Source organism: Microbacterium sp. Yaish 1 (assembly GCF_002245215.1).
In the GTDB taxonomy this organism is placed as follows: domain Bacteria; phylum Actinomycetota; class Actinomycetes; order Actinomycetales; family Microbacteriaceae; genus Microbacterium.
Window position 1 is genome coordinate 1,265,353 of the sequence record NZ_NPMR01000002.1, and the last position, 25,909, is coordinate 1,291,261.

Sequence of the window (25,909 nt, forward strand, 5' to 3'; positions counted from 1 at the left end):
GCCGCCGGCTGCTGACAGCCCGGGTTCACGTTCCGAGGACGAACCTCCCATGTCGAACACCGCTCTTCTCGCCCCCGCCGCCCCCGCTCGTCACCTCCGCGCCGTCGAGACTCCTCCCCCGGCCGCCGCGGCCTCAACCGCACCCCGCGGCTTCGCCCTGTACGTCGGCATCGACGAGGCCAAGGCCGCCGCCGACGGCGTCTCGCTCTCGACCCTCGTCGAGGCGCTGCGCCGCACGCTGGGCGAGCTCGCCCCCCACGCCGAGACCTACGCGACCGTCGCCCTGGCACCCGTCGGCGCCGGCGGACGCGACGTCGACGTCGTCCGCCTCGCGCTGCACGAGCCCAGCGCGGTCGCCCGCACGAAGCAGGACGTCCCGGCGGAGGACCACGTCCCCGGCGGCGTGACCGTCGACATCTCGCGCAAGCGCGTCTTCATCGACGGCGAGTCGGCGGCCTTCACCTTCAAGGAGTTCGAGCTGCTGCAGTACCTCGTCCTCCGCGAGGGACGCACGATCGAGCGCTCCGAGCTCGTCGAGTCGCTGTGGAACAACGGTTCCGACGAGGAGGCACCGGGCGAGCGCACGATCGACGTCCACGTCCGCCGTCTGCGCGCCAAGCTCGGGCGCTACGAGGACATCGTGCGCACGGTGCGCGGCGTCGGCTACCGGTTCGACCGCCACGCCGACGTGGTCATCCGCTACGGCCACGGCACGCCGTCGCCCGACCGCTTCTGACTCGCGCCGCCTCACCCCGACGCCGATCGGCGTCGCTCACGGCGGGATGTCGGAGGTTCCGACGTAGGGTGTCGGCATGAGCGCGGTGACGACGGGGCCGATGCCGGGTCGCCGACCGGCGATCCGCGAGCGCGCTGCCGCGCCGGCGTCGCCGCCCCCGATCGAGACCGAGTACCGACCGGCTGCGCCGATCGACGTCGCCCGCGCCGTGCGTCACCAGCAGCACGGGGCCCACGATCCCACGATGACCACGTCGGGCGAGGTGATCTGGCGCGTCAGCCGCACGCCGCACGGCGTCGCGACGCTCGCCCTGCGGGTGAGCCGCTCGCTCGTGAGAGCAGCCGCGTGGGGTCCCGGCGCCCAGTGGGCGATCGAGCAGCTGCCGCGGCTGTGCGGCGGTCACGACGATCCCGAGGGTTTCGACGGGACGCGGCATCCGCTCATCGCCGACATCCACCACCGGCATCCCGACATCCGCCTCGGCGCGACCGACCTCGTCTTCGACGACCTCGCGAGCGCCGTCTTCGAGCAGAAGGTGACGGGCCTGCAGGCGTTCGGCGCCTGGCGCGCCATCGTCACCTGGTACGGCGAGCGCGCCCCCGGGCCCACACCGCGTCCGATGTTCGCGCCGCCCGCCGACTGGCACCTCATTCCGAGCTGGGCGTGGCATCGCGCCGGCCTCGAGCCGCCGCAGTCGCGCACCGTCGTGCGCGCGGCACAGCGGCGCGCATCGATCGAGCGCGCGGTCGCCGGGGCCTCCGACGGCGACGAGCGCGAGCACATCCTGACGTCCCTCCCGGGCGTCGGGCCGTGGACGTCGGCCGAGACCCGCATCCGTGCCTTCGGCGATCCCGATGCCGTCAGCGTCGGCGACTACCACCTGTGCCACACCGTGGGCTACGCCCTGACGGGCCACCGCGTCGACGACGACGGGATGCTCGAACTGCTCGAGCCGTGGCGGGGCCACCGGCAGCGCGTCATCCGGCTCATCTACGCGGGCGGCGTCTTCGAACCGCGCCGCGGCCCGCGGCTGCATCCCGAAGACCATCGCGACCGCTGACGCCGCCGCGTCGTAGGCTCGAGGCATGGCGAATCGGGGATGGCAGCGCGGACACACCTACTGGGCGCTCGGCGCAGCCCTCGTCTTCGTGCTGGGCTTCGTGTTCGGCCTCGTGATGAACAACGTGTGGCTCGGCCTCGTGCTCGCCGCGGCGATCTCGGTGGGATGGCTCATCGCCTACGAGTCGCGCCGCGGACGCAACGAGGGCGTCTACGACCGCGACGACGACGGCGCACAGCTCTGATCCGCCGCGCGAGCCGCTTCACCTGACACGTCCCGCCCCTTCCACACGCCGGATGCGGCCACGACTGCCAGGTGAACCATCTTTGGCAGGTCGCGGTCAGCGGAAGTACACCGCGAGCGGATACTCGCCGTCGTCGCGGACTGCGATCGGCGTCTGGAAAACGCCCTCCAGCACATCGGGGCGCATGATCTCGCTCGGTGTCCCCGCGCACGCCACCGTTCCCCCGGTGAGGGCGACGATGCGGTCGGCGTAGGCGGCGGCGAAGTTGATGTCGTGGATGACGACGACCACGGTCTTGCCCAATTCATCCGCTGCGCGCCGCAGCTGCCGCATCATCCCGACGGCGTGACGCATGTCGAGGTTGTTGAGCGGCTCGTCGAGCAGGATGCACTCGGTGTCCTGCGCGAGCACCATCGCGACGTAGGCGCGCTGGCGCTGCCCGCCGGAGAGCTGGTCCAGGTAGCGGTGCGAGAGGTCCTGCAGATCGAGGAAGCGCAGCGCTTCGTCGACGTGGCGCCGGTCGTCGGGGGTGAGGCGTCCCCCGGAGTGAGGGAAGCGCCCGAAGCCGACGAGGTCGCGCACCGTGAGCCGCGTGACGAAGTGGTTCTCCTGTCGCAGGATCGACACGACACGCGCCAGCTCGCGGCTCGGGGTGCGCGCGACATCGAGGCCGCCCACCGTGACGGTGCCCGTGGTCGGTTCGGTCAGGCGACCGACGATCGTGAGCAGCGTGGACTTGCCGGCGCCGTTGGGGCCGACGAGGGCCGTCACCCCGCCCGCCGGGATCTGCAGGTCGATCGGGCCGAGCACGCGGAGGCCCCCGTAGGACTTCGAGACGTCGGTGAGGGTGATCACAGCGCGCCCTTTCGCAGAAGGTAGACGATGAAGAAGAGACCGCCGACGAACTCGATGATGACGGTGAGCATGCCCGCGGCGTAGAACACGTGCCGCAGCACGAAGTAGCCGCCGAGCAGCGTCGCCGCCCCCAGCAGTGCGGCGAACGGCAGCACGACGGCGTGCCGGGACGATCCGGCCAGCTGGTAGGCGAGGGTCGCGACGATGAAACCGAAGAAGGTCATCGGGCCGACGAGCGTCGTGGAGACCGAGATGAGCACGGCCACGAGGATCAGCAGGACGGTGACCTCGCGCTTGTAGGCGAGCCCGAGGTTCGTGGCCACATCGCGCCCGAGCGTCAGCACGTCGAGACGTCGACGGCGGCGCCACACCACGACGAGGACGATCGCGACGATGACGGCGGCCCACGGCAGATACTCGGGGTTCGAGTTGCTCAGGTTGCCGAACAGCCGCGCCGAGAGCAGATCGAAGTCGCTCGGCGTCAGCAGCCGCTGCATCACCGTGGAGAGCGAGCCGAACCCGACCCCCAGCACGATGCCGATCAGCAGCATGATGTGCAGGTTTCCCCGCTTGCCGGCGAAGAGCCACCCGTAGAGGAGGGTCGCGAAAGCCACCATCAGCAGGCTCTGGAGAGCCACCTTCGCGAGACCGTCGGTGGCCGCGAGCGCAGCTCCCCCGAAGAAGAACACCAGGCCGGTCTGCATCACGACGTACAGCGCGTCGAACCCCATGATCGAGGGCGTGAGGATGCGGTTGCCCGTGGCGGTGTGGAACAGCACCGTCGCGACCGCCTGGCAGCACGCCACGATCGCGACCGTCGCCACCGTCGTGACCCGCAGATCCACGGCGAGCCAGTAGCCGCGTTGGGCCGGATCGAGGGGGATGTTCCAGGTCAGCAGCAGGACGGCTGCCGCGGCGACCACGACGGCGAGAACGACGAACCGCAGCCACACCCGCGGCCGCCGGTCAACGGGGGCCGGCGACGAGACGGCAACGGTGCCGCGCAGCGTCTCAGCCATCGTGCCCTCGCTGCCGCAGGAGCAGGCCGACGAACACGGCAGCACCGAGGACGCCGAGGATCATCGAGACGGGCACCTCGAACGGCATCCGGATGACGCGGCCGACGATGTCGCAGACGACGATGACAGCCACGCCGCCCAGGCACACCCAGGGAAGGTTCGCGCGGAGATTGTCTCCCCGCCACATCGACACGAGGTTGGGCACGATGAGCCCGAGGAACGGGAGGAAGCCCACGACGACGGTCGTGACCCCGGTCGCGACGGCGACGAGAGCCGTGCCGAGGAGGAGCACCCGGTCGTAGTCGACGCCGAGCGTCGTCGCGACATCTTTGCCGAGGCTCGCCGCCGTCAGCCGGTCGGCGAAGAGTGCGACGAGCACGACGACGATGCCGACGACCCACAGCACCTCGTAGCGACCGCGGACGACGGCGGTGAAGCTGCCCATGAACCACGTGCCCAGCATCTGCAGGGCGTTCGCGCTGACGGCGAGGTAGGTCGTGAAAGACGAGACGACGGCGCCGAGCATGATGCCGATGAGCGGCACGATCAGCGACGAGCGCAGCTGGATGCGGCGCAGGATCGCGAGGAAGACCATCGTGCCCAGGAACGCTGCGATGCTCGCGAAGACCATGCGCACGACCAGCGGCGCGTCGGGCACCAGGAGCACCGTGGCGAGGAGGCCGAGAGCTGCCCACTCGGTCGTGCCGGTGGTGGTGGGCTCGACGAAGCGGTTCTGGGTCAGCAGCTGCATGACGAGGCCGGAGACGGCCATCGCGCAGCCGGCGAGGACCAGGGCGAGCGTGCGCGGGATCCGCGTGATCCACAGCATCCCGGAGCCGACGCCGTCGGAGGTGAGGTCGTAGACGCCCACGAAGAGCGAGAGCACGATGAGACCGACCACGACGATGATCGCGGCCGGGAGGGCGAGACGCCCGCGGATGCGGGCGGGGGCGGTGAGCGCAGTCATGACGGATCAGGGGAGCCCCGCCCGGCGGTACCGGACGGGGCTCCCCGGGACGACGATCAGGCCGCCGCGGCGAACGCCGTCGCGATGTCGGCGTAGAGCTTGGTGTACGCCTGGATGCCCTCGTCGAGGTAGAAGCTCGGTGCGAGGTAGACGATCTGCCCCTTCTGCACGGCGGGGACGTTCTGCAGAGCCTCGGATCCCTCGATGAGCTCCTTCGCCGAGACGTAGCCGTCCTCGCCGAACATGGCGTCCCGATCGAGCACGATCAGCCACTCGGGGTTCGCCGCCGCGATCGCCTCGACGCTGATGTCGTCGCCGTGCGAGGCGTTCTCCGCTCCGCGGTCGATGCCGGGGACGAGCCCGAGCGTGGGGAAGACCGCACCGACCCCGCGCCCCTCCCCGGGCGCCGCGAACGAGATCTTGCCGCCCGAGGTGAGCAGGCCCACGACCGTGTCGGTGCCGTTGTAGGCCGCCTTCGCGTCGGCGACGGCGGCGTCGAGGTCGTCGGCGAGCTTCTTCGCGTCATCCTCCCGATCGAAGACCTGTCCGAGGATCTCGACCTGGCGCTTCAGCTCGGCGACCTGCTCCTCGCCCTCGCGAGCACTGGTCTCGATCGTCGCGGGCTGAATCGCCCTCAGGTCGTCGTAGATGTCGCGGAAGCGGTAGCCCCCGACGATGAGGTCGGGCTGCGCCGAGATGATCGCCTCGAGGTCGGGCTCGCGGTGCAGCCCGACGTCGAGCACGTCGTCGCCGCCGGACAGGTTGGGCCACAGGTCGTACATCAGCGGCTTGGGCGCCGCCACGAGGTCGATGTCCCAGTCGCTCAGCGTCTGGAACGTGGTGTTGTCGAGCGCGACGACGCGTTCGGGCGCGACGGGCACCTCGATCTCGCCGTGGTTGTCGGTCACGGTCACGGTCGCGGCCGAGGTCGCGACGCCGCCGGGCGCGGCATCCGGGCTCGCCGACGACGCACACCCGGCGAGGCCGAGCGCTGCGACGAGCGCGATCGAGACGAGTGCGGGACGGCGGAATGCATGGCTCACGTGACGTATCTCCTGGTGCGGTGCGTATCGGATGCTGGTCGACGGCGCGACCGGATGCCGGGATCGAGACCCCGACGGCTGTGTAGGTTAGCCTAACCTTCATGTCCGCATCGACCGCAACCCCCTCGTTCCGGATCGCTCGCCGAGCGCTCGACCTGCGTTTTCGCTTCGTCCGCCTGGCAGCCCGACAATGGCTCACTCCGGCCTACGTCCGGGTGCGGCTCGAGGGTGCCGATCTGCGGGACTTCGATTCCCCGGGCTGCGACGACCACGTCCGCGTCTTCTTCCCCGAGGTGGCCCCCGAGAGCATCGACGAGATGCGGGCGGCACCGAGCCGCGAGTACACCCCGCTCGCCTGGGACGCCGACGAGGGCTGGCTCGACCTCGAGTTCGCTCTGCACGGCGACGGCGTCGCGGCGGGGTGGGCGGCGACGGCGGAGATCGGGTCGACGATCGGCATCGGCGGACCGCGCGGATCCGCTGTGCTCGCCGGACGCCCCGACGGCTGGTTCCTGGCGGGAGACGAGACAGCCGTCCCGGCGATCCGCCGGTTCGCCCATCACATGGATGCCGCCGCCGTCGGGCGCGTGCTCATCGAAGTGCCCGACGCCGATCACGAGCTGCCCATCACCACGCCGCCGGGGGTCGTCGTCGAGCAGGTGCACCGCGGATCGGCATCCGCCGGCGCTGCCCTCGCCGCGCGCCTCGACGCGCTCGGCGACGAGGACCGACCGGCGGGCGCCGTGTTCGGTTTCGTCGCGGCCGAGCAGTCGATCGTGCGCTCCGCGCGGACGCTGCTCCTCGACCGCTGGCGCCTCGACCCCGAGCAGATCACCGTCAAGGGCTACTGGAAGCGCGGCGAGCCCGAGTATCACGCACCCCACTGAGCGTTCGGAGTCGGTTCATCTGGCACTCCCCGCCCCCTCCCCGCGCGGGATGCGGCCAGAACTGACAGGCGAAGACCGCGCCGCCCCGCACCGCTCCGCTAGCATCGCGGGATGGAGGCCGTCTCGACAGCACCGCTGCCGAACGCTTCGCTGCCCCAGGCGATGCGACGTTTCGTCGCGCACGCCTTCCGGCTGCGCGGCCGCGCGAGTCGCAGCGAGTACTGGTGGTGGATGGCGGTCGGTTTCGCCGTCGCCGTGGTCTTGCTTCTCGTGATCCCGCGGATGCTGTCGGGACGCTGGCCGCAGCTGGATCTCGCGCTGCACCCCTTCGGCTGGTGGGGATGGCGCGGCCTCGAGCTCTTCGGGCCGATCGCCCCGACGGATCCGCTCTCCACTCTTCTGGGCGTCTACCTCTGGGCCTCGGCCGTGTGGGTCGCCCTCACGGTCGTCCCCGGTTTCACCGTGGCGGTCCGGCGGCTGCACGACTCGAACCTCTCGGGATGGTGGGTGCTGCTGAACCTCCTGCCGGTGGGCGGCTTCGTCCTGCTCCTGCTCGCCCTGCGACGGTCGCGCCCCGAGGGCGCTCGTTTCGACGGGGATGCCGCACTGCGCGAGCGCGCCGCCGGCTGGCTACGGGCCGAGGTGGTGTGATGCCTTTCCTCTCCGTGCTCCCGATGCTGCTGTCGGTCGTCGGCGCCCTGTCGCTCGGCGACTCGAGCGGGCTCGCAGCGGCGACCGCGGTGGCGCTGCTCGCGATCGCGATCGCGGTCGTCTCGGTCTCGGCGACCGCCGCGACCACGGGGGCCGCGGGCTCGCGACGACCCCACCCCCGGCGGTCGATCTCACCCTCGACGCTGCTGGCGCAGAGCGACCCGGACGCTCCCGGAAGACGCCGCCCCCGCGCCCCGGGGCTCGCGGCTCCAGCCGCGTAGCCACGTCCGGAACGGCTCCACACCCGCGCGCACCCGCGCCCGATGCCTCGCGCATCGCGCCGTCCGGCGTCCCCTCGCGGCTGATCCCCGTGTTCAGCTTTCGTCGATCGGACTCCTCATGGACCTGTATTCCTTCCCGCCCCTCGCCGCCGCGCTCAACGCCGTGGCCTCGACCCTCGCCGCGCTGACCGCGGCACTCGAACCCGCACTCGGCGGCCTCGCCGCCGCGGCATCCGTCCTCCTCATCACCGTCGTCGTGCGCACGGCACTGATCCCGGCCGGCGTGGCCCAGGCACGCGCCGACCGCGCTCGTGCACGGCTCGCTCCCCGGCTGCGCGAGCTCCAGCGGCGTCACCGCAACGATCGCGAGAGGCTGCAGCGCGAGACGCTCAAGCTGTACCGCGACGAGAACGTCTCTCCGACGGCGGGCTGTCTGCCCCTGCTCGTGCAGGCGCCCGTCGTGGCGCTGCTGTACGGCGTGTTCATCCATCCCACGATCGCGGGGCACGCCAACGGGCTGCTCGCCGAGACGCTTCTCGGGGTCCCTCTCGGGTCGAGTCTCGCGGGCACCATCGCGTCGGGAGCCCTGCCACTCGCCGCCGCCCTCGTGTTCGGCGCCGTCATCGCCTCGATCGCGCTCGTCGGCGAGCTGACGCGGCGAGCCTTCCGGGTGACGGATGCTCCGGCCGCCCTGTCGGGAGTGCTCGGGGTCGCGCAGTTCGCGACGGCCGTCATCGCGGTGTTCGTCCCGCTCGCGGCGGGCCTGTACCTGGTGGTGACGGTCGCCTGGACGCTGGGGCAGCGGCTCATCCTCCGCCGCATTCTCCCGCCCGTCGCCGCGTGAACCCGTTCATCTGACAGGAGTGGCCCCCTCCCAGGCGCGGAACGGGCCACTTCTGTCAGGCGAGCGCCGCAAGGCGCGACTGAGACGCGACTCAGGCGCGGGCGGGCAGATTCTCCTCGAGGAACGCGAAGACCGTCTCGTACCAGACCCGCGCGTTCTGCGGCGAGAGGATCCAGTGGTTCTCGTCGGGGTAGTACAGGAACCGGTGCGGGCTCGTGCCGTCTTCGGCGGCGTGATGCTCGTTGAGGTCGGCCCACAGCCGCAGGCCCTCGCCGATCGGCACGCGGTAGTCGCGGTCGCCGTGGATGACGAGCATCGGCGTCCGGATGTCGGCGACGAAGCGATGCGGCGAGTTGGCGACCGCGCCCTCGGGGCTGAAGATGCTCTGCCAGTACGGCGCGAAGTCGGTCGTGCCGGCGAATTGGTCGAACGCCCACAGGCTCGCGTGGGTCACGATCGCGTCGAAGCGGTCGGTGTGACCCGCCACCCAGTTCGCCATGTAGCCGCCGAACGAGCCGCCCATCGCGGCCGTCCGGGTCTCGTCGATGTCATCGCGCGCGACGACGGCGTCCGTGATCGACATGAGGTCGGTGAAGGGCGCCGCACCCCACGCGTCCCACCCGCGCGCGATGAAGTCGAGCCCGTAACCGGTCGACAGCGCCGGGTCGGGCAGCAGCACGGCATAGCCGCGCGCCGCGGCCAGCAGCGGGCTCCACCGCCAGCTCCACGCGTTCCAGCTGTTGAGCGGTCCGCCGTGGATCCACAGCAGAAGCGGCGCCGGGCTTGCGGCATCCGCCCCCTCGGGCAGCACGAGCCAGCCGCGCACGCGGACTCCGTCGTCGGCGGTCGTCTCGACCTCGACCATCGAGGCGGTCGTGGCCGGCGACGGCGCCGGGTTCGCCAGCGGCGTGACAGAGCCGTCGGCGGCGACACGGACCGGATGCGGCGGCGTCATCCAATTGGAGCGGAGCGCGATGACGTCCGTGGTGCCCGAGACCGGCTCGACGTGCGTGTACGCGAAGTCGTCGTGCGTCGTCTGCGCGACGCCGCCCCCGTCGATCGGCACGATGAAGACCGGGCCGCGACCGTCGTGGTCGGCGGTCACGACGAGCGCCGCGTCGTCGTCGGAGAACCGGATGCTGCCGGGCCACCGGTCCCAGTCCGACGCCAGGCGCTGCGGGTCGGCACCGTCGAGGGCGCTCGCCCACAGCTCCTGATCGGCGGGCCCCTCGGGGGTGGACTTCGCCGTGCGGACGTAGGCGACACGGGCGCCGTCGCGGCTGATCGCGGGCATCTCGACGTCGACGTCGACCTCGTCGCGGATGACGCGCAGCTCGCCCGTCGCGGTGTCGATCGCGACGAGACGGTACCGGGCGTCACGCCCCTGCGGCTCGGGCACCGAGGCGACGAGGGTCGCACCATCGGGCGTGAGCGCCATCCCGGCCGTCGCGGCCGCGCGACCGCGGAGCAGGACGCGCGGGCGCGGCAAACCCGCGGGGTAGGGCTCGTCGGCGGCCTCCCCCGTTTCGGCGCCACCGCCGACGACCTCGTCGACAGCCTGGTCGGCGGTCGCGATGACGGCGGGCGCGTCGGCCAGCTCGTTCAGGTCGAGGGCGAACAGCGCGGGCTCGTGCGGACCCAGGTCGTGATCCCAGTACCGCACGGGGTACGTGTCGTGGATGATCGCCGAGACCTTGAGCTTCTTCCGCTCCGCCCGCAGCTTCGCGTCGGCCTCGATCGTGGCGGCCTCGGGAAGCAGCGACGACGCGATCACGATGCGGTCGGAGTCTGCCGCCGTGACGACCGCCGAGACGCCACCGGCCAGCCGGGTCACCGGGCGCGCCTCGCCGCCGGCGGCCGGGAGCAGCCAGAGCTGAGCGGGGGCGCCGTCCGCAGCGTCGTTGTCGGGGCGCGCCGAGACGAACAGCAGATCGCCGGAGGAGGTGAACACGGCCCCGGACTCGCCGGTCGTCGAACGGGTCAGCCGGCGCGGCGCACCGGTGCCGTCAGCGGGCACCGACCACAGCGAGCGCTCGTAGCCGGTGCGATCCTTCGTGAGGGTCGCGACCGTCAGCACGACGTGCGAGCCGTCGGGCGAGGTCGCGGCCGCGTCGATGCGGGGAAGGGCGTAGTAGTCGTCGAGAGAGTCGAACGGCGTCGTCATGCCTCCACGCTATCCGGCGCGGACTACATCTCCTCGTGGGTGTCGGGGTCGCCGTCCCAGAGCCGGCCGCGTTCGAGGGCGCTGATCGCGGCGATCTCGTCGCCGGTCAGCAGGAAGCCGAAGACGTCGGCGTTCTCGCGCTGGCGGGCCGGATCGGCCGACTTCGGGATCGGGGTCGACGACAGCTGCGTGTGCCAGCGCAGCACGACCTGGGTGCCCGTCACGCCATGGGATGCCGCGATGTCGGTGATCACCTGCTCGTTCAGCAGCTCGCTGCGCCGCGCCAGGGGGCTCCAGCTCTCGGTGCGGATGCCGTGCGCAGCATGGAACGCGCGCAGACCCGACTGCGGGAAGTAGGGATGCATCTCGACCTGATTCACCGCCGGGGCGACTCCGGTCTCCTCGATGAGGCGCGCGAGCATCGGCTCGGTGAAGTTCGACACCCCGACCGACCCGACCTGCCCCTCATCACGGAGCGCCAGCATCGCGCGGTAGGTCTCGAGCCACTTCCCCTGGCTGGGGTTCGGCCAGTGGATGAGGTAGAGGTCGATCTTCTCGACGCCCAGCCGGCCCAGCGACCCCTCGGCGCTGCGGATCGTCTCGTCGAAGCCGTGGTCGCGTCCCGGCACCTTCGTCGTGATGATCAGCTGGTCGCGGATGCCGCTGCGGCGCACGGCCTCGCCGACCTCCGACTCGTTCTGATAGTTCACGGCGGTGTCGAGCAGGCGGTACCCGGAGTCGATCGCGGCGGCGATGGCGTCGACGCCCTCCGGGCCGCGCAGGTTGTAGGTGCCGAGCCCGAGCTCGGGGAAGTCGGAGCCGTCGTTGAGCGAGACCGTGGGAATCGTGACCATGCCGCACACGCTACGCCGTCACCGCGGTCTGCGCCGCGGGCTTGCGCAGAGCGATCCCAACGCTCAGCGCGCGAGGAACTCCTCGATCACGGTGAGCACTCCCGCCTCGGTGTGCGAGGGGGCGCTGTAGCGTGCGACCGCCGCGATCTCGGGGTGGGCCTCGGCCATCGCGTACGAATAGCGCGCCTGCTGGAGCAGCTCGAGGTCGTTGAGGTAATCGCCGAACGCCATCGTGTGCTCGGGGCCGATCCCGAGCGTCTCCTGCAGCCGCGACAGCGCCCGCCCCTTGTTCACCCCCGGGTTCATGATGTCGACCCAGTGCTGCCCCGACACCACGACCTGGTGCGTCTCGCGGAGGTCGAACAGCTCGGGTGCGACCGAGTCCTCGGCACGCGCGAAGTCGTAGACGGCGAGCTTGAGGATCTCGTCGTCGACCGACGTCAGGTCGTCGACGACAGCGAGCTCGGCGTAGTACTTGTCGGCCTCGGCGAAGAAGACGGCGTCCGCGCGCTCGATGTACGCCGAGCGCTTGCCGCAGACGACGAGGCCGACATCAAGGTGGTCGAGGCCGCGGATGCGCCGAACGACGGATGCCGCGAACTCCGCGTCGACGGCATCCGAGCTGACCTCCGCGCCGTCGCGCACGACGTAGGCGCCGTTCTCGGCGATGTAGTCCAGCTCGACCGGCGCATCGGCGAACTGCCGCCGGAGCGTCGCGAGCTGCCGCCCGCTCGCGGGAGCGAAGACGATGCCCCGGTCGCGGAGCCGCGGCAGCAGCCGCCACAGCCCGTCCGGGATGCGGCCGTCCGCGTCGAGGAGCGTGCCGTCCATGTCGACGGCGATCAGGCGGATGTCGGGAGAGGTCACTCCCCCATCCTCGCCGACACGACCGGCCGGTGCGGCCGCGCCCTCCCGGGGGATAACCCGAAGGCGAGTCTCCGGACCGCTCGCCTGCGCGGCACCCGGCCGCGGTCCTAGCGTGGAGCCATGACCACAGCCGTCGCCAGCACCGCCCCTCCATCCCGCGCCCTGACGTGGGCGCGCCCGCTCGGGGCGCTCGCTCAGCTCGCCGCCCTCGGCTTCGCGGGCACCGCCGCGTTCACCGTCATCCTGACGCTCATGGCGGTCGGCATAGGCCTCACTCCGGCGCTCGGCCTCGGCCTGCCGATCCTCGTCGGCTTCGTCTATGCGCTCTGGCTGACCGGTTGGCTCGAGTACGCCCGCGTCGATGGGTTGTACGGGTGGGGACTGCCGCCGCTGTCGGCGCGCAGCAGCGGCCGGCCCGGGTTCGGCGGGTGGCTGCGCACGGTCTGGCTGCAGTTCACCGACGGTCGCATGTGGCGCGGTGTGGCTCACTCGGCGATTTCGACCGTGCTGGGCCTCATCGTGCTGAGCCTGGCGAGCCTGCTCGCGTCGGGTGTCGCCCTTCTCTTCGCGCCGCTGTACGCCACCAGCGACGTCACGATCGGGTCGACCTGGATCACCGTGCCGCTCGAGGGCGCCGTCGTGGCCGGCGTGCTGATGGTCATCGTGCCGGCAGCCGTGCTCGTGGGCATCGCTCTTCTGCACGGCGTCCTCGCGAAATCGATCCTCGTCCCCTCTCGTGAGGCCCAGCTCGTCGAAGCCGCACGCACCGCGGGGGTGCAGCGCGAAGGCGCGGTCCGCGCCGGTGAGCTCGAGCGCACCCGCATCGAGCGCGACCTGCACGACGGCGTCCAGCCCCGTCTGGTCTCGGTCGGCATGACGCTGGGACTTGCTCAGCAGAAGATCGACGACGACCCGGATGCCGCGAAGGAATTGCTCGCCGAGGCGCACACCTCGACGAAGGCAGCCATCACCGAGCTGCGTCAGCTCGCCCGCGGCATCCACGCCTCGGTGCTCGACGACCGGGGGCTCGACGCGGCGCTGTCGGCCCTCGCCGCCCGCTCGCACGTCCCTGTCAGCCTCGACGTGCGGGTCGATCAGCGATGCAGCCGCACCGCCGAGGCGGCCGTGTACTTCGCCATCGCGGAGTCGCTCACCAACGCCGCCAAGCACTCGCGGGCCGGAGAATGCCGCGTGGTGGTCCGCCATCGCGACGACCACACCCTCTGGGCGCGCGTCGAGGACAATGGCGTCGGAGGCGCCCGGGTCGTTCCCGGAGGCGGGCTCGACGGGATCATCAACCGCATCACCGCGGCCGGCGGCACGACGCGCCTCGACAGCCCGGCCGGCGGTCCGACGGCTCTGGAGGTGAGCGTCCCGTGCGCATCCTGATCTGCGAGGATTCCACGCTGCTGCGCGAGGGACTGGTGCGGCTGCTGGCCGACTCGGGCCACGAGGTCGCCGCCGCCCTCCCCGACGCCGAGGGCCTGTCGGCCGCCGTGATCGAGACCGCCCCCGACCTCTGCATCCTCGACGTCCGGCTGCCGCCGACGTTCACCGACGAGGGCATCCGCGCGGCCCTCGCGCTGCGCGCCGAGAACCCGCGACTGCCGATCCTCGTGCTGAGCCAGTACGTCGAGGAGCGTTACGCGAGCGAGCTCATCACCTCGCAGGGAGCAGCCCTGGGCTACCTCCTGAAGGACCGTGTGGCCGACGTCGGCGAGTTCCTGGCGACGATCGAGCGCATCGGGTCGGGAGCCACGGTCCTCGACCCCGAGGTGGTCGCGCAGCTCCTGACGCGACGTTCACGCGATGAGCGGATGTCGCGGCTCACCGAGCGCGAGCGCACGGTGCTCGCGCTCATCGCCGAAGGGCGCAGCAACCAGGCCATCGCCGGGGCGATGTTCCTCAGCGAGGCGAGCGTCGAGAAGTACATCACCTCCCTTTTCCAGAAGCTCGATCTCGAGCAGGACGAGCACGGCAACCGTCGCGTGCTCGCCGCGCTCGTCCACCTCGAACACGGCGGCTCGCAGCCGCAGAACGGAACAGTCCGATGAGCACGACCCTGAACCCGCCTCCCGCCACTCCGCCGGGGCCCCCGGTCGAGCCGCCGACCACGGGCGACATGCCGCCGGCCGGGTCGGCACCGGCACCGTCGCCATCGGCTCGGGTGATCGCCGGACTCACGATCGCCGCAGGAGCAGCCGTCGTTCTATTCACCGCGGGCACCGGTGTCGTGTCGACCATCGTCAGCGGTGGTGCGGCGACCTCGACGATCTCGGCGCCGACCACGGGCGTGAACATGCTCGAGATGGATGCCGCAGCGGCCGACGTCGAGGTCTCCTTCGGCGACGTCGACGAGGCGACGCTCACCGTGACCGGCACGGGAGGCGCCGAGGCGTGGGAGCTCGCCCGCGAGGGCGACCGCCTCGTGGTCGACTCCGACCGCGACTGGTGGAGCGGATGGCGCCTGTGGGGCGGATCGTCGCGGGCGACCCTCGTCCTGCCCGCAGGCCTCGCCGGGCTCGACGCCCAGCTGAGCGTCGGGGCGGGAGCGCTGCGTGCGGACGGCGAGTTCGGTGCGCTCGCGCTGCGAGCCGACGCCGGATCGGTCGACGCGGCCGGCTCCGCCACGAGCCTCGACGCGCGGGTGTCCGCCGGACGCGTGTCCGTCGACCTCGACGGCGTCCGCGAGGCGACCGTCGACGTCAGCGCCGGCCGAGTGTCGGGAGCGCTGTCGGGCACCGCACCGACGTCGGTGACGATCACCGCCGAGGCGGGCGGGGCCGACCTGACGCTGCCCCGCGGCGGCTACGCCGTCAGCTCGAACCAGGAGGCGGGCTCGTTTGTCAACGGCCTCACCGAGGACCCGGCATCGCGCAACCGCGTCGAGGTCCGGGTGTCGGCAGGCTCGGTCGTCCTGCGCGAGGGACGCTGAGGGCGACGGGCGTTTCTGAACGATCCCTATGCACCGCTGATGAGAACCGCTCATCCGTTGCATCCCGTTATCTGGCCGTTATAAATTCGAGGCACGCAGTTCCCCCGACTGCGCGGTGTGATCTCTGGTGCAAGGGATGACAGGGCCGGTCGACGATTCTGAGTCGACCGGCCCTTCTCACGTCCGGCGGGCGATGACGGCAGTCGTAGGCTGGCCGGGTGCGTGCGTTCACCGGTCATCTCCCCGGCTCGCCCGCCTACCGCCGGCTCATCGCCGGACTCTTCTTCGCCGGCGTGGCGACCTTCGCCCAGCTGTACTCGCCGCAGGCCGTGCTGCCCTTCATCGGCTCGGAGTTCGGGGTCGAGCCGGCGACGGCAGCCCTGGCGGTCTCGGTCTCGACCCTCGGTCTCGCCGTCAGCGTCATCCCCTGGTCGGTCGTCGCCGACCGCATCGGCCGCGTCCCCGCGATGGCGATCGGGGTCATCGCCGCGACGGTGCTCGGCCTGCTCGCCCCGCTCGCCCCCACCCTGCCGCTGCTGCTCGGCGCCCGCCTGCTCGAAGGTGCGGCGCTCGGCGCCGTGCCCGCCATCGCGCTGGCGTACCTGTCGGAAGAGGTCGACGCGGCCCACACCGCGACGGCGGCGGGCAGCTACATCGCCGGCACCACGATCGGCGGGCTGCTCGGGCGGCTCGTCGCGGGCCCGTTCGGCGACGTCGGGCTGTGGCGCGGCGGGGTCTTCGCGGTCGCAGCGGTGTGCGCCGCGTCGGCCGCGCTCTTCCTCTGGCTCACGCCGCCGGCGCAGGGCTTCGCGCCGCAACGCCGGCGCGGCGCCTCGGGCCCCTCGCTGGTCGCCCGGCTCGCGACGAACCTGCGGGACCGCCGTCAGCTGGCCCTCTACGCGCAGGGGTTCCTGCTCATGGGCGGCTTCGTCGCCGTGTACAACTACCTCGGGTTCCACCTGGTGGCGCCGCCGTACTCGCTGCCGCTGTGGATCGTGAGCTTCCTCTTCCTCGCGTACCTCGCCGGGACCGTCGCCTCGCCGTGGGCCGGATCGCTCGCAGGGCGGTTCGGCCGTCTGCCGGTGCTGCTGGCAGCGCTCGTGGTCATGTCCATCGGCATCATGGTGACGGCCATACCCCACGTGATCGCGGTGCTCGTGGGGCTGCTGATCCTGACCGCCGGCTTCTTCGGCGCTCACGCGATCGCCTCGGGCTGGGCGCCCGCCGCGGCCACATCGCAGACGAGAGCTCAGGCCGCATCGCTGTACTACCTCGGGTACTACGGCGGCTCGAGCCTGTTCGGCTGGCTCCTGGGATACGCCTTCCACGACCTCGGGTGGGCCGGCGTCGCCGGATGCACCCTCGCGATGGTCGCGGTCGCCGCGCTGCTCGCGGTACTCGGGCTCAGGGCGCCGCGTCGGACTGCCTGACCGCGCCTGCGACCGGGACCGCCGGCGCGGGCTCGGGCGGTGGCGCATCGGCGTACGCCCGGCTCAGCCGCCGGTACTGCGGCGAGGCGAACGCGAGGATCACGACGAGGAGCATCACGACGCTCGCGGCGACGAAGGCCAGGGCGATGCCGCGTGCCTCACCACCGCCGAGCAGCCAGCCGAAGCTGCGGTCTCCGGCGTCGCTGCGCATGAACGGGATGAGGCCGAACTGCGCGAGGGGTCCGATGAGATACGCCGAGATCGGCGACGCCGCCGACTCGACCGACGCCGCGAACCCGAAGACGCGGCCCTGGGTGCGGTACGGCACGACTCGCTGGATGACGGTCTGCTCGGCGGCCTCGGCGACGGGCATGAGCATCATGAAGACGAAGATCCCGAGGGCGTACAGCCACCACCACTCCCGGATCGCGAACGTCATGCCGAGCACGGCGACGCCGACGTTGACGAGCAGCAGCGTGCGCACCGGATTGCGGCCGAGGCCGCGGGCGGCCACGAGCGCGCCGCCGAGGATGAAGCCGGTGCCGGTGACCGCGAGCACGACACCCCACGCCTCGACCGTGAACAGCGTCAGCCCGTACGGATCCATGAGCGCCATGAACACCCCGCCGACGAGGTTGTTGAGGGTCGTGAACAGGATCAGGGCCAACAGCCCGGGCACCGAGCGGATCGCCGGGAGGACACCGCGGAACGTGAAGGCGGGCGTCGCTGCCCCGTGCGCCGGGGTGACGCCGCGCTCGGGGATCGAGACGAAGGTCAGATGGGCGAGGGCCGACGCGGTCGCCACGACCGCGATCACGACGGTCCATCCCATTCCGAGGAGGCCGATCGAGAGGCCGGAGAAGACGCTCGTGACGATGAACGCGACGCCCTGGACGGTTCCGACCAGGCCGTTCGCCCGATCCCGCCGGTCGCTCGGCACGAGCAGGGTGACGGTGGTCGACAGCGCGATGTTGCGCAGGTTCTCGACCACTCCCCCGACGAGGATCAGCCCCGCGAAGACCCAGAACCACGGCCGACCCCAATCGACGAGCACCGACTCCGGGAACAGCAGGTAGATCGCGCCGGCGCCGAGATAGGTCGACAGGGTGATGAGGCTCGAGAGCACCATCACGGCCTTCTTCTTCATGTGGTCGACGAGGGCCCCGAAGACCACGCCGAACACGGCGACGAGCAGCATGTACGACCCGCCGATGATGGAGGTCGCCAGCACGTTCTGCGTCGCGAGGTAGGCCCAGAACGTCAGGGCGAACCAGAGGAAGCTCGAGGTCACGTTCGCGAGCAGGGTGTTGCCGAGCACCTGGCGGAACGCGCGCATGCGCGAGGTCTCCAGCGCGCTGAGCGGGGCGGTCATGGGACGAACAGTAGACCCGGTCGCCGACACGGAGAAGAGCGGATTCCGAGTGGCCCGTCAGGCTCGCAGCGCGGGATCGGCGAGCGACCACTTCTGGGCGGTCTGCATCATCCAGAACACGAGGAACAGGGCGAGGGCGATGAGCTCTCCCGCCAGCACGACGGGGAGGTCGAACAGTACCGCCGACACGACGGTCGCGGCGAGATCGAGGAGGAGTGCGACGGCGACGACGACGTACCCGATCCGCATCCGCGTCGCCGGTGGATGCGTATCGGAGGGCCGCAACGCCTCGGCCAGCGCGACGAGGGCGATGATGATGAAGAAGCCGAACGCCGCGACGGCGTGGCCGTAGCGGACGAGCAGCTCCGGCGCGAGCGTCCACACGAGGGCCACCCCCGTCAGCACCGCAGCCGCGAGGGCGAGAGTCGGCCCCGTGTCGCGGAGGGCGACGTCGCCGCGTCGCGCCAGCACGAGGCCGATCGCGAGCACGACGGCGCCGATCACGAGATACGTCGCCAGGGCGTTGTCGAGGTCGTCCGTGAAACCGGCGGGCACGCACGGGGCGGCGCAGTCGACGACGAGGCCGGGCACCTCGCCGGCCGAGATCGGCGTGGGGATGATGGCGATGAGCGGAGCCAGGAGCGCCGCGACATCCAGCAGCACCCGCTGCGGGCCCCGCCCGGAGAGGGCGAGCAGACAGGCCGCGGCCGCGACCAGGGCGGCGGAGAAGACGGTGCGGGCCGAGCTGTAGAAGTAGTGGCTGACGCTGGGGAGCACTCCCGCGTCGGGGATCGCGAAGAGCACCGCGAGCATGATGGCCACCGGCGCGCCCGCGAGGGTCAGGCGCAGGTAGCGATACGTGCGCTGCGAGGTCGAGACGGCCGCCACGACGCCAGGCTAACGGCGGCTGGGGACGTCCGCCGCATCCGCCCCGGTGACAGGAGCGGATGCGGCGGACGGGCGCGTCAGGAGACGGCGGCGATCTCGTTCGGAACGTGCGGCAGCTTCACGGTCTGCACGATCTCGCCCGTCGTGAGGTCGACGGCGACGAGTTCGCTGTCGGCCGGGTCGGTGACGTAGGCGATGTCGCCCGCGACCTTCACGGCGGGGTGCGGAGCCTGCCACTCGGCCGGCCCCTCCCACGGGTCGATCACGGGCAGCGACTTCGTGATGCCGCCGGTCGCGGGGTCGATCCAGTGCAGCGATCCGTCGGTGCCGATGAGCACGGCCTCGGCGGCCGGCCCGCGCGCGATGCCCCGGAAGGTGTACTCGACGCCGGCGGGCAGCGCGACCTTGGTCAGCGACTTCGCCTCGGTGTCGACGAGGGCGATGTTGCGCAGCAGGTAGCCCTCGGCGTCGGGGTCGTCCTTGTAGTCCATGACGACGAGCGGGCTGTCCTCGGCGACGAAGGCGTTGCCGATGCGGCCGTACGAGTCGGGCGAGGTGACCTTGGTGATCTCGCCGCCGTCGTAGATGATCGCGCCGTTCTCGCAGCCGAACACGACGCGCTCGCCTTCCGCGGTGCCCTCGCCGTGGACGCCCGGGCAGTCCGCGTTCGAAGCGATCTCGGCGCGGTTCGCGTCGAGCACGCGGATGCCGGTGCGCCCGGCCTCGCCGCCGACGGTGGTCAGCAGCGTGCCGTCCTCGAGCTCGACCGAGACGCCGTGGTGCGCCTCGACGCCGGGAACGACCTCGGCGTCGGGCAGCTCGCCGCCGAGCTGCGCGAGGGCGGCGGTGTCGAAGATCGTCGTGTCGCTCGTCGCGTCGTCGTAGAGCACGGTCTTGCCGCCGTGGACGACGACGTGGCCGGCGGCGGCCGCCGGGACGACGAGATCGGTGAGCTCGGGCTGCTGGACATCGAGCAGCTGGAAGCCCTGTGACGTCGTGACCATCACGTGACGGCCGTCACCGGCCGAGTTGAGCCGGATGAAGTCCTCGGAGTCGAAGTCGCCGATCACCTCGAGCTCATCGCCGCCGAGGACGAGCACGCCGCCCTCGTAGCCGAGCGCGACCCGGGGACCGGCCGGCGCGGACGCCTCGGCCGATGCGTCGCCAGACGGGCTGGATGTCGCGGAGGGTGAGGACGAGCATCCCGCCAGCACCAGGGCTGCGGCGCCGGCGAGGGCGCCGAACTGCAGGGTTCTCTTCATGGGGTGGGTTTCCTTTCCAGGGAAATGCCTCATCGGGTGAGGCCGTCGGTGATGCGCTGGAGGTTCTGGCGCATCATGTCGAGGTAGGTGTCGCCGGGTTGCCCCTCCGGGGCGAGCGACTCGGTCAGCAGCGGCACGACGGACACGTCGCGCCCCGCCTCGTCGGCGAGGACGCGCATGAGCCGGTCCGGCTGCGACGAGTCGGCGAAGATCGTGCGCACCCCGGCGCTGTCGATCGCGTCGACGAGCTCCTGCAGGTCGGAGGCGCTGGGGGCCGCGAGGGTCGTGCCGCCCGGGACGGCGGCGCCGAGGATGCGCACGTCGTAGCGGCGAGCGAGGTAGCCGAAGACGTGGTGGTTGGTGACGAGGGCCCGGTGCTCGGCGGGGATGGCCTCCAGGCCGGCGGCCATCTCGGCGTCGACCGTCTCGAGTTCCGCGACGTACGCGTCGGCGGCATCCGTCACGGCCTGCCCGCCGTCGCCGGCGAGGTCGGCGAGGACCGGAGCGAGGGCGTCGACGACACGAGCGGTCTGGGTCGGATCGGTCCAGAAGTGCGGGTCGACGGCGTCGGAGTCGAGGTAGCCGAGGGTCTCGACGTGGTCGCCCGCGACGAACTGAGCCACGCCGTCGGCGGCGGACGCGTCGACGTGGTGCTGCACGCCCTCTTCGAGCCCCAGTCCGTTCGAGACCACGAGGTCGGCGCTGCGCATCGCCGCGGCGTCCTGCGCGGAGAGCTCGAACGAGTGCGGATCGGCGTCCCGGGGCATGAAGGTGACGACGTCCAGTTCGCCGGCCGCGATCGTCTCGACGATGTCGCCGAGGATGTTGGTCGTCACGACGACGCTCGGGCGGTCGCTCCCGCCCGCGGTGCACCCGGCGAGCGCGACGACACCCGCGACGACGAGGCCGAGGGCCAGGGCCGCGCGCCTCATCGTCCCGTCTCCGTGAAGAGGGCGGGCGCGTGGTCGACGGTGAAGGTGCGGGCGACGCGACCGCCGTCGGCGGGATCGAGCTCGAAGAGGGAGCGCTCCGCGGGTGCGTTGAGGTAGGTCCGCCGCTGATCCGCGACGAGGTCGACGCCGGCGGACAGCGCCGGGTCGCCCAGCGACACGGCGACGAGCGGCTCCGTACGCGAGAGCTGCTCACCCGTCGCACCCGAGATGACGATCACCGAGCCGTCCGCGGCGAGCGCGACGACGGTCTCGTCGGCGTCGTCGACGGCTGTCACGCGGACGATGCGCTCGCCGGCGTCGTGCGACGTCCACGAGCGCTCGCGGGTGTCGAGCAGCCAGAACGCCGACGATTCGGTACGACCGGCCACGGTGGGCCGGCCCTCGCGATTCGCGAACGACAGGGCGCGGCTCGGCCCGCCCGCGGGATACGGGATGCGCTCGAGAGTCGTGCCCGCGGCATCCGAGACGGCGAGCACGGCACCGTCGGCGCAGCCGACGACGACGCCCACGTTGGTCGCGATGGACCCCGCCGGCTCGACGCACGGCGTGGTGTCGAGTTCCGCCCCCGAGGCGTCGACACGGCGGATCTCGCCCGAGCCGGCATCGGCGATCAGCGCTCCCCCGGGAATCGGCGCGACGAACGAGCCCGGCGCGTCGAGGTCGAGACGGAAGCTCTCGACGATGTCCCCCTTCTTCAGCGCGTCGAAGTCGAGCAGCACGGCTTCGCCGCCGCGGTCGCCGTCGTCGAAGTAGACGCCGGCCCCGAGGTCGCTCGTCACGGTGCGCGGCGTCCCGGATCCCTCGAGCTCGCCGAGGATGCGGGACGGCGCCTCGTAGTAGTGGAAGTGGTCGATGTGGTTCCACGTCCACACGCCGCTGTCGATGATCGACACCTCGCCCTCGCGGCCCGCGAAGAGGAAGCGGCCGTCGCTGTCGAGGGTGTCGGCGGGAGCGATGTCGCCGAGGACCTCTGACTGCTCGTCGATCAGGTCGAGGTGGTGCACGGTTCCGTCCGTGCCGATGCTGGTCAGGTGCAGCGCAGGCTCGGAGAGCTCGCGTGCCCCGGCGATGGCGCCGTGACCGTCGCCGAGAGCTTCGCCGCCGGCGGTGGCGTCGGCATCGGGCGAGGCGGCTGAGCCCGATGGAGTGGCTTGGCAGCCGGCGAGCAGGGCGGCACCGGCCGTGAGGGCAACGAGCGAGAGAGGTGCACGAGTTCTCATGCGGTCCTTTCCGGGGTGTTCGGGATGACGGATGCCGGCGCGCGGCGCCCGTCCGGGCGGGTCAGGGTGCGGACGAGGGCGCGGATGCCGGTCGAGACGGCACCCGAGCAGATCGCGGTGAAGGCGACCGTGGCCCCGGCGGCGGTGGCGGCGTGCCACGACACGAGGAGGCCGACGGCGACGGAGAGGGTGCCGATCAGAGCGGCGAGGATCATCGTGGGGACGATGCGTCGTGTCCACTGCCCGGCCGCGACGGCGGGCCCGAGGAGCATGCCCACCACCAGGAGCGACCCGACCGCCTGGTAGGCCGAGACCACCGCGAGCGTGACGAGCCCGACGAGGACGATGTGAGCGGTGCGGGGGCGGAGCCCGAGCAGCTGCGCCTGACGCGGGTCGACGGTCAGCGCGACGAACGAGCGGTGCCCGAGCGCCGCGACGGCGACGGTGACGGCGAGGGCGACCCCGAGCGCGACGAGATCAGCCGACCCGATGGCGAGGATGTCGCCGAAGAGGATCGCCGAGGCATCCGTCGCGAAGCTTCGCGAGGCCGAGATGACGATGATGCCGAGCGAAAGGCTCGCGACGAACAGGAGTCCGATGCTCGTGTCGGCGGAGAGCCGGCCCCGGCGCTGCAGTGCGCCGACGCCGAGCGACATCGCTGCGGCGCTGACGGCCGCTCCCGCCATGGGCGGGAAACCCGTGAGGGTCGCGACGGCGACGCCCGGGAGCATTCCGTGAGCCATCGCCTCACCGAGGAAGGCCATGCCGCGCAGCACGACCCAGGTGCCGACGATGCCGCACACGATGGCCACGAGCGCGCCGCCGAGCAGAGCGCGCTGGACGAACGTGACGGCGAAGGGGTCGAGGAGGAAGGACACGGTCGACGACGATACATGAAAGTGAGAACCGTTTTCATTTGCAATACTGGGCGGATGTCCAGCTCCACCCCCGCATCCGTCCCCCGTGGCCCCGTCGTCGCGCTGCGCGAGGTGACCGTCGCCTTCGACGGGCACCTCGCCCTCCGCGACGTGGATCTCGATGTGGCAGGTGGCGAAGTCCATGCGATCGTGGGCGCCAACGGGTCGGGCAAGTCGACGCTGATCGCCGTCGCGGCCGGCCTCCTCTCCCCCACCTCGGGAACGGTGCGCCGGGAACCCGGCATCCGCGTCGGTCTCGTGCCGCAGACCTCGAACGACGGCGCCCGCCTGCCGCTGACCGTGGCCGACCTCGTCGCGATGGGCCGCTGGCGCGAGCGGGGACCGTTCCTGCCGCTGCGCCGCAGCGACCGCGCGCGCATCGCGGAGGCGATCGAGACCGTCGGGCTGACCCCGCTCGCCCGGCGGCCGCTCGGGCTGCTCTCGGGCGGCCAGCGCCAGCGGGCGCACATCGCACAAGCCCTCGCGCAGGAAGCCGACCTGTTGCTGCTCGACGAACCGATGAGCGGACTGGATGCGGCATCCCGCGACGCCGTGGCATCCGCTCTGGCCGCCGTGGCGCGCACGGGCACCGCCGTCGTCGCCGTCACGCACGATCTGTCCGAGCTCGGCGAGGTCGACGCCGTCTGCCGACTCGTCGACGGGCGCGTCGTCGAGAGTTCTCCCGCCGCGCCGCGTGGACGCGGACACGGCGGCGCGGCTACCGTGAGAGCGTGACCGCTGCTCCCATCGATGCCACCACCACAGCCGCCTGGACCGACCTCGAGTCGCTGAAGAACGGCTTCGCCCCTGACCTCCGCGCCTGGTTCGACAGCGATCCCGGACGCGTCGAGCGCCTGAGCCTGCCGCTGGCCGACCTGCACGTCGACCTGTCGAAGAACCTCGTCACCGACGAGATCGTCGCAGCCCTCGTGCGCCTGGCCGAGCAGACCGGCGTCGCCGAGCGCTACGCGGCGATGGTCTCGGGCGAGCACATCAACACCAGTGAGGACCGCGCGGTGCTGCACACCGCGCTGCGCCGCCCCGCAGGCGCCTCCCCCGAGCTCGTCGTCGACGGGCAGGACATCGACGCCGACGTGCAGGACGTGCTCGAGAAGATGTCGGCCTTCGCCGACCGCGTGCGCTCCGGTGAATGGACCGGCATCACCGGCAAGAAGGTGACCCACGTCGTCAACATCGGCATCGGCGGCTCCGACCTCGGGCCGGTCATGATCTCCGAGGCCCTCCGCCCCTATGCCACGGCCGGTATACAGGCGCGGTTCGTGTCGAACATCGACCCGTTCGACATCGCGAACAAGACCGCCGACCTCGACCCCGAGACGACGCTGTTCATCGTCGCCTCGAAGACCTTCACCACGCTCGAGACCCTCACCAACGCGCGCCTCGCCCGCGACTGGCTGTGGGCCGGACTGCAGAAGGCCGGCGCCATCGACGACAGCGAGGCGAAGAAGACCGACGCCGTCGCGCACCACTTCGTCGCCGTCTCGACGGCGCTCGAGAAGGTCGAGGCCTTCGGGATCGACCCCGCCAACGCGTTCGGGTTCTGGGACTGGGTGGGCGGCCGCTACTCCGTCGACTCGGCGATCGGCCTATCGCTCGTGATCGAGCTCGGCCCCGAGGCGTTCCGCGACCTGCTCGCCGGCTTCCACGCGGTCGACGAGCACGTGGCATCCACCCCGCTCGAGAAGAACGTGCCCGTTCTCATGGGCCTGCTCAACGTCTGGTACACCAACTTCCTCGGCGCCCAGACGCACGCCGTGCTGCCCTACGCGCAGCAGCTGCACCGCTTCGCGGCCTACCTGCAGCAGCTCACGATGGAGTCGAACGGCAAGTCGGTCCGCTGGGACGGCACCCCCGTCACCTCCGACACCGGCGAGGTCTTCTGGGGCGAGCCCGGCACCAACGGCCAGCACGCGTTCTACCAGCTCATCCACCAGGGCACGCGCCTGATCCCCGCCGACTTCATCGCCTTCGTCAACCCGGCCCACCCGCTCACCGACGGCGGGCGCGACGTGCACGGACTGTTCTTGGCGAACTTCCTCGCGCAGACGAAGGCGCTCGCGTTCGGCAAGACCGCCGAGGAGGTCGAGGCCGAGGGCACGACCGGAGCGCTCGTCGCCGCACGCACGTTCGCCGGCAACCGTCCGACGACGTCGATCTTCGCGCCCGCGCTCACGCCGAAGGTGCTCGGCGAGCTCATCGCGCTCTACGAGCACATCACCTTCACGCAGGGCACGATCTGGGGCATCAACTCGTTCGACCAGTGGGGTGTCGAGCTCGGCAAGCAGCTCGCCTTGCAGATCGCGCCCGCGATCGAGGGCGACGCCGACGCGCTCGCCGCGCAGGATGCCTCGACCCAGGCTCTCCTGTCCTACTACCGCACCCACCGCGATTCCTGACCCCCCACCCCCAACCGTCGACTCGCCACAGAACGCGGATGCC

General features: G+C 71.5%; 26 protein-coding genes. 13 read left to right on the forward strand and 13 right to left on the reverse strand.

The window, feature by feature from the left end; translation table 11 throughout:
- The first annotated feature begins 49 nt into the window (after positions 1-49).
- The 3 genes from CI089_RS15135 (at position 50) to CI089_RS15145 (ending at position 2,040) form a co-directional block, all read left to right on the forward strand.
- Positions 50-736, forward strand: coding sequence for a winged helix-turn-helix domain-containing protein (locus CI089_RS15135; protein ID WP_094262251.1), 687 nt, complete (start codon positions 50-52; stop codon positions 734-736).
- 100 nt (positions 737-836) lie between these two features.
- Positions 837-1,796, forward strand: a complete 960-nt coding sequence (locus CI089_RS15140; RefSeq protein ID WP_094262531.1) for a DNA-3-methyladenine glycosylase family protein — start codon at positions 837-839, stop codon at positions 1,794-1,796.
- 25 nt (positions 1,797-1,821) lie between these two features.
- A complete protein-coding gene (locus CI089_RS15145; RefSeq protein ID WP_094262252.1) occupies positions 1,822-2,040 on the forward strand; it encodes a hypothetical protein in 219 nt (72 codons plus the stop codon).
- A gap of 96 nt (positions 2,041-2,136) precedes the next feature.
- Here CI089_RS15145 and CI089_RS15150 read toward each other — a convergent pair whose 3' ends face one another.
- The 4 genes from CI089_RS15150 to CI089_RS15165 are packed head-to-tail and all read right to left on the reverse strand — an operon-like array spanning position 2,137 to position 5,924.
- Positions 2,137-2,895, reverse strand: coding sequence for an iron ABC transporter ATP-binding protein (locus CI089_RS15150; protein WP_094262253.1), 759 nt, complete (start codon positions 2,893-2,895; stop codon positions 2,137-2,139).
- The gene (locus CI089_RS15155) at positions 2,892-3,914 is read right to left on the reverse strand and encodes an iron chelate uptake ABC transporter family permease subunit (RefSeq protein WP_094262254.1); all 1,023 of its coding nucleotides are present in this window, start codon (positions 3,912-3,914) and stop codon (positions 2,892-2,894) included. Before CI089_RS15155 ends, CI089_RS15150 begins: the two co-directional genes overlap by 4 nt.
- Positions 3,907-4,881, reverse strand: a complete 975-nt coding sequence (locus CI089_RS15160; protein WP_094262255.1) for an ABC transporter permease — start codon at positions 4,879-4,881, stop codon at positions 3,907-3,909. The genes CI089_RS15155 and CI089_RS15160 overlap by 8 nt, the downstream gene beginning before the upstream one ends.
- A gap of 56 nt (positions 4,882-4,937) precedes the next feature.
- Positions 4,938-5,924 carry a siderophore ABC transporter substrate-binding protein gene (locus CI089_RS15165; RefSeq protein WP_094262256.1) on the reverse strand — a complete coding sequence of 329 codons (987 nt, stop codon included), beginning with the start codon at positions 5,922-5,924 and terminating at the stop codon, positions 4,938-4,940.
- Between the two features lie 101 nt (positions 5,925-6,025).
- On the opposite strand from CI089_RS15165, the gene CI089_RS15170 reads away from it, so the two are divergent.
- From CI089_RS15170 to CI089_RS15185, 4 genes are all read left to right on the forward strand, one after another.
- Positions 6,026-6,811 (forward strand): siderophore-interacting protein, encoded by a 786-nt coding sequence (locus tag CI089_RS15170; RefSeq protein ID WP_094262257.1) that lies wholly within the window; start codon positions 6,026-6,028, stop codon positions 6,809-6,811.
- Positions 6,812-6,922: 111 nt separating this feature from the next.
- Entirely contained in the window at positions 6,923-7,462 is a 540-nt protein-coding gene (locus tag CI089_RS15175) for a DUF805 domain-containing protein (protein ID WP_094262258.1), read from the forward strand.
- Positions 7,462-7,743 (forward strand): DUF6412 domain-containing protein, encoded by a 282-nt coding sequence (locus CI089_RS15180; RefSeq protein WP_094262259.1) that lies wholly within the window; start codon positions 7,462-7,464, stop codon positions 7,741-7,743. Before CI089_RS15175 ends, CI089_RS15180 begins: the two co-directional genes overlap by 1 nt.
- A gap of 118 nt (positions 7,744-7,861) precedes the next feature.
- A complete protein-coding gene (locus CI089_RS15185) occupies positions 7,862-8,587 on the forward strand; it encodes a YidC/Oxa1 family membrane protein insertase (protein WP_094262260.1) in 726 nt (241 codons plus the stop codon).
- Positions 8,588-8,678: 91 nt separating this feature from the next.
- Here CI089_RS15185 and CI089_RS15190 read toward each other — a convergent pair whose 3' ends face one another.
- The 3 genes from CI089_RS15190 to CI089_RS15200 all read right to left on the reverse strand — a co-directional run bounded on the left by CI089_RS15190 (position 8,679) and on the right by CI089_RS15200 (position 12,472).
- The gene (locus CI089_RS15190; protein WP_094262261.1) at positions 8,679-10,751 is read right to left on the reverse strand and encodes a S9 family peptidase; all 2,073 of its coding nucleotides are present in this window, start codon (positions 10,749-10,751) and stop codon (positions 8,679-8,681) included.
- 23 nt (positions 10,752-10,774) lie between these two features.
- Positions 10,775-11,605 (reverse strand): aldo/keto reductase, encoded by an 831-nt coding sequence (locus tag CI089_RS15195; protein ID WP_094262262.1) that lies wholly within the window; start codon positions 11,603-11,605, stop codon positions 10,775-10,777.
- A 63-nt stretch (positions 11,606-11,668) separates the two neighbouring features.
- Positions 11,669-12,472 (reverse strand): Cof-type HAD-IIB family hydrolase, encoded by an 804-nt coding sequence (locus tag CI089_RS15200; RefSeq protein ID WP_094262263.1) that lies wholly within the window; start codon positions 12,470-12,472, stop codon positions 11,669-11,671.
- 120 nt (positions 12,473-12,592) lie between these two features.
- On the opposite strand from CI089_RS15200, the gene CI089_RS15205 reads away from it, so the two are divergent.
- The 4 genes from CI089_RS15205 to CI089_RS15220 all read left to right on the forward strand — a co-directional run bounded on the left by CI089_RS15205 (position 12,593) and on the right by CI089_RS15220 (position 16,837).
- Entirely contained in the window at positions 12,593-13,861 is a 1,269-nt protein-coding gene (locus CI089_RS15205) for a sensor histidine kinase (protein ID WP_094262264.1), read from the forward strand.
- Positions 13,849-14,526 (forward strand): response regulator, encoded by a 678-nt coding sequence (locus CI089_RS15210; RefSeq protein ID WP_094262265.1) that lies wholly within the window; start codon positions 13,849-13,851, stop codon positions 14,524-14,526. Before CI089_RS15205 ends, CI089_RS15210 begins: the two co-directional genes overlap by 13 nt.
- Positions 14,523-15,407 (forward strand): hypothetical protein, encoded by an 885-nt coding sequence (locus tag CI089_RS15215; protein WP_094262266.1) that lies wholly within the window; start codon positions 14,523-14,525, stop codon positions 15,405-15,407. Before CI089_RS15210 ends, CI089_RS15215 begins: the two co-directional genes overlap by 4 nt.
- 218 nt (positions 15,408-15,625) lie before the next feature.
- Positions 15,626-16,837 carry an MFS transporter gene (locus CI089_RS15220; protein ID WP_256978031.1) on the forward strand — a complete coding sequence of 404 codons (1,212 nt, stop codon included), beginning with the start codon at positions 15,626-15,628 and terminating at the stop codon, positions 16,835-16,837.
- On the opposite strand, the gene CI089_RS15225 is transcribed toward CI089_RS15220, so the two are convergent.
- From CI089_RS15225 to aztB, 6 genes are all read right to left on the reverse strand, one after another.
- Entirely contained in the window at positions 16,812-18,209 is a 1,398-nt protein-coding gene (locus CI089_RS15225) for an MFS transporter (RefSeq protein ID WP_306426980.1), read from the reverse strand. The genes CI089_RS15220 and CI089_RS15225 overlap by 26 nt on opposite strands.
- A gap of 57 nt (positions 18,210-18,266) precedes the next feature.
- Positions 18,267-19,097, reverse strand: a complete 831-nt coding sequence (locus CI089_RS15230; protein ID WP_094262267.1) for a hypothetical protein — start codon at positions 19,095-19,097, stop codon at positions 18,267-18,269.
- Positions 19,098-19,174: 77 nt separating this feature from the next.
- Positions 19,175-20,359: a zinc metallochaperone AztD gene (aztD, locus tag CI089_RS15235; RefSeq protein ID WP_094262268.1), complete on the reverse strand. Its 1,185-nt coding sequence runs from the start codon at positions 20,357-20,359 to the stop codon at positions 19,175-19,177.
- Positions 20,360-20,388: 29 nt separating this feature from the next.
- The gene (locus tag CI089_RS15240; RefSeq protein ID WP_094262269.1) at positions 20,389-21,291 is read right to left on the reverse strand and encodes a metal ABC transporter substrate-binding protein; all 903 of its coding nucleotides are present in this window, start codon (positions 21,289-21,291) and stop codon (positions 20,389-20,391) included.
- Positions 21,288-22,532: a hypothetical protein gene (locus CI089_RS15245; RefSeq protein ID WP_094262270.1), complete on the reverse strand. Its 1,245-nt coding sequence runs from the start codon at positions 22,530-22,532 to the stop codon at positions 21,288-21,290. Before CI089_RS15245 ends, CI089_RS15240 begins: the two co-directional genes overlap by 4 nt.
- The gene (gene aztB / locus CI089_RS15250) at positions 22,529-23,410 is read right to left on the reverse strand and encodes a zinc ABC transporter permease AztB (protein WP_094262271.1); all 882 of its coding nucleotides are present in this window, start codon (positions 23,408-23,410) and stop codon (positions 22,529-22,531) included. The genes CI089_RS15245 and aztB overlap by 4 nt, the downstream gene beginning before the upstream one ends.
- 54 nt (positions 23,411-23,464) lie before the next feature.
- Here aztB and aztA point away from each other — a divergent pair, with 54 nt between their 5' ends.
- Positions 23,465-24,184 carry a zinc ABC transporter ATP-binding protein AztA gene (gene aztA / locus CI089_RS15255; RefSeq protein ID WP_256978034.1) on the forward strand — a complete coding sequence of 240 codons (720 nt, stop codon included), beginning with the start codon at positions 23,465-23,467 and terminating at the stop codon, positions 24,182-24,184.
- Positions 24,181-25,866, forward strand: coding sequence for a glucose-6-phosphate isomerase (gene pgi, locus CI089_RS15260; RefSeq protein ID WP_094262272.1), 1,686 nt, complete (start codon positions 24,181-24,183; stop codon positions 25,864-25,866). The genes aztA and pgi overlap by 4 nt, the downstream gene beginning before the upstream one ends.
- The last annotated feature ends 43 nt before the right edge of the window (positions 25,867-25,909 follow it).

Bases quoted from the DNA above. Each gene is read 5' to 3' on its own strand.
- CI089_RS15155 (WP_094262254.1), bottom strand. From the start codon at position 3,914: ATGGCTGAGACGCTGCGCGGCACCGTTGCCGTCTCGTCGCCGGCCCCC.
- CI089_RS15135 (WP_094262251.1), top strand. From the start codon at position 50: ATGTCGAACACCGCTCTTCTCGCCCCCGCCGCCCCCGCTCGTCACCTC.
- CI089_RS15195 (WP_094262262.1), bottom strand. From the start codon at position 11,605: ATGGTCACGATTCCCACGGTCTCGCTCAACGACGGCTCCGACTTCCCC.
- CI089_RS15160 (WP_094262255.1), bottom strand. From the start codon at position 4,881: ATGACTGCGCTCACCGCCCCCGCCCGCATCCGCGGGCGTCTCGCCCTC.
- CI089_RS15175 (WP_094262258.1), top strand. From the start codon at position 6,923: ATGGAGGCCGTCTCGACAGCACCGCTGCCGAACGCTTCGCTGCCCCAG.
- CI089_RS15145 (WP_094262252.1), top strand. From the start codon at position 1,822: ATGGCGAATCGGGGATGGCAGCGCGGACACACCTACTGGGCGCTCGGC.
- CI089_RS15190 (WP_094262261.1), bottom strand. From the start codon at position 10,751: ATGACGACGCCGTTCGACTCTCTCGACGACTACTACGCCCTTCCCCGC.
- CI089_RS15215 (WP_094262266.1), top strand. From the start codon at position 14,523: ATGAGCACGACCCTGAACCCGCCTCCCGCCACTCCGCCGGGGCCCCCG.
- CI089_RS15140 (WP_094262531.1), top strand. From the start codon at position 837: ATGCCGGGTCGCCGACCGGCGATCCGCGAGCGCGCTGCCGCGCCGGCG.
- CI089_RS15225 (WP_306426980.1), bottom strand. From the start codon at position 18,209: ATGACCGCCCCGCTCAGCGCGCTGGAGACCTCGCGCATGCGCGCGTTC.
- CI089_RS15240 (WP_094262269.1), bottom strand. From the start codon at position 21,291: ATGAGGCGCGCGGCCCTGGCCCTCGGCCTCGTCGTCGCGGGTGTCGTC.
- aztA (WP_256978034.1), top strand. From the start codon at position 23,465: ATGTCCAGCTCCACCCCCGCATCCGTCCCCCGTGGCCCCGTCGTCGCG.
- CI089_RS15180 (WP_094262259.1), top strand. From the start codon at position 7,462: ATGCCTTTCCTCTCCGTGCTCCCGATGCTGCTGTCGGTCGTCGGCGCC.
- CI089_RS15170 (WP_094262257.1), top strand. From the start codon at position 6,026: ATGTCCGCATCGACCGCAACCCCCTCGTTCCGGATCGCTCGCCGAGCG.
- CI089_RS15245 (WP_094262270.1), bottom strand. From the start codon at position 22,532: ATGAGAACTCGTGCACCTCTCTCGCTCGTTGCCCTCACGGCCGGTGCC.
- CI089_RS15205 (WP_094262264.1), top strand. From the start codon at position 12,593: ATGACCACAGCCGTCGCCAGCACCGCCCCTCCATCCCGCGCCCTGACG.
- CI089_RS15185 (WP_094262260.1), top strand. From the start codon at position 7,862: ATGGACCTGTATTCCTTCCCGCCCCTCGCCGCCGCGCTCAACGCCGTG.
- aztD (WP_094262268.1), bottom strand. From the start codon at position 20,359: ATGAAGAGAACCCTGCAGTTCGGCGCCCTCGCCGGCGCCGCAGCCCTG.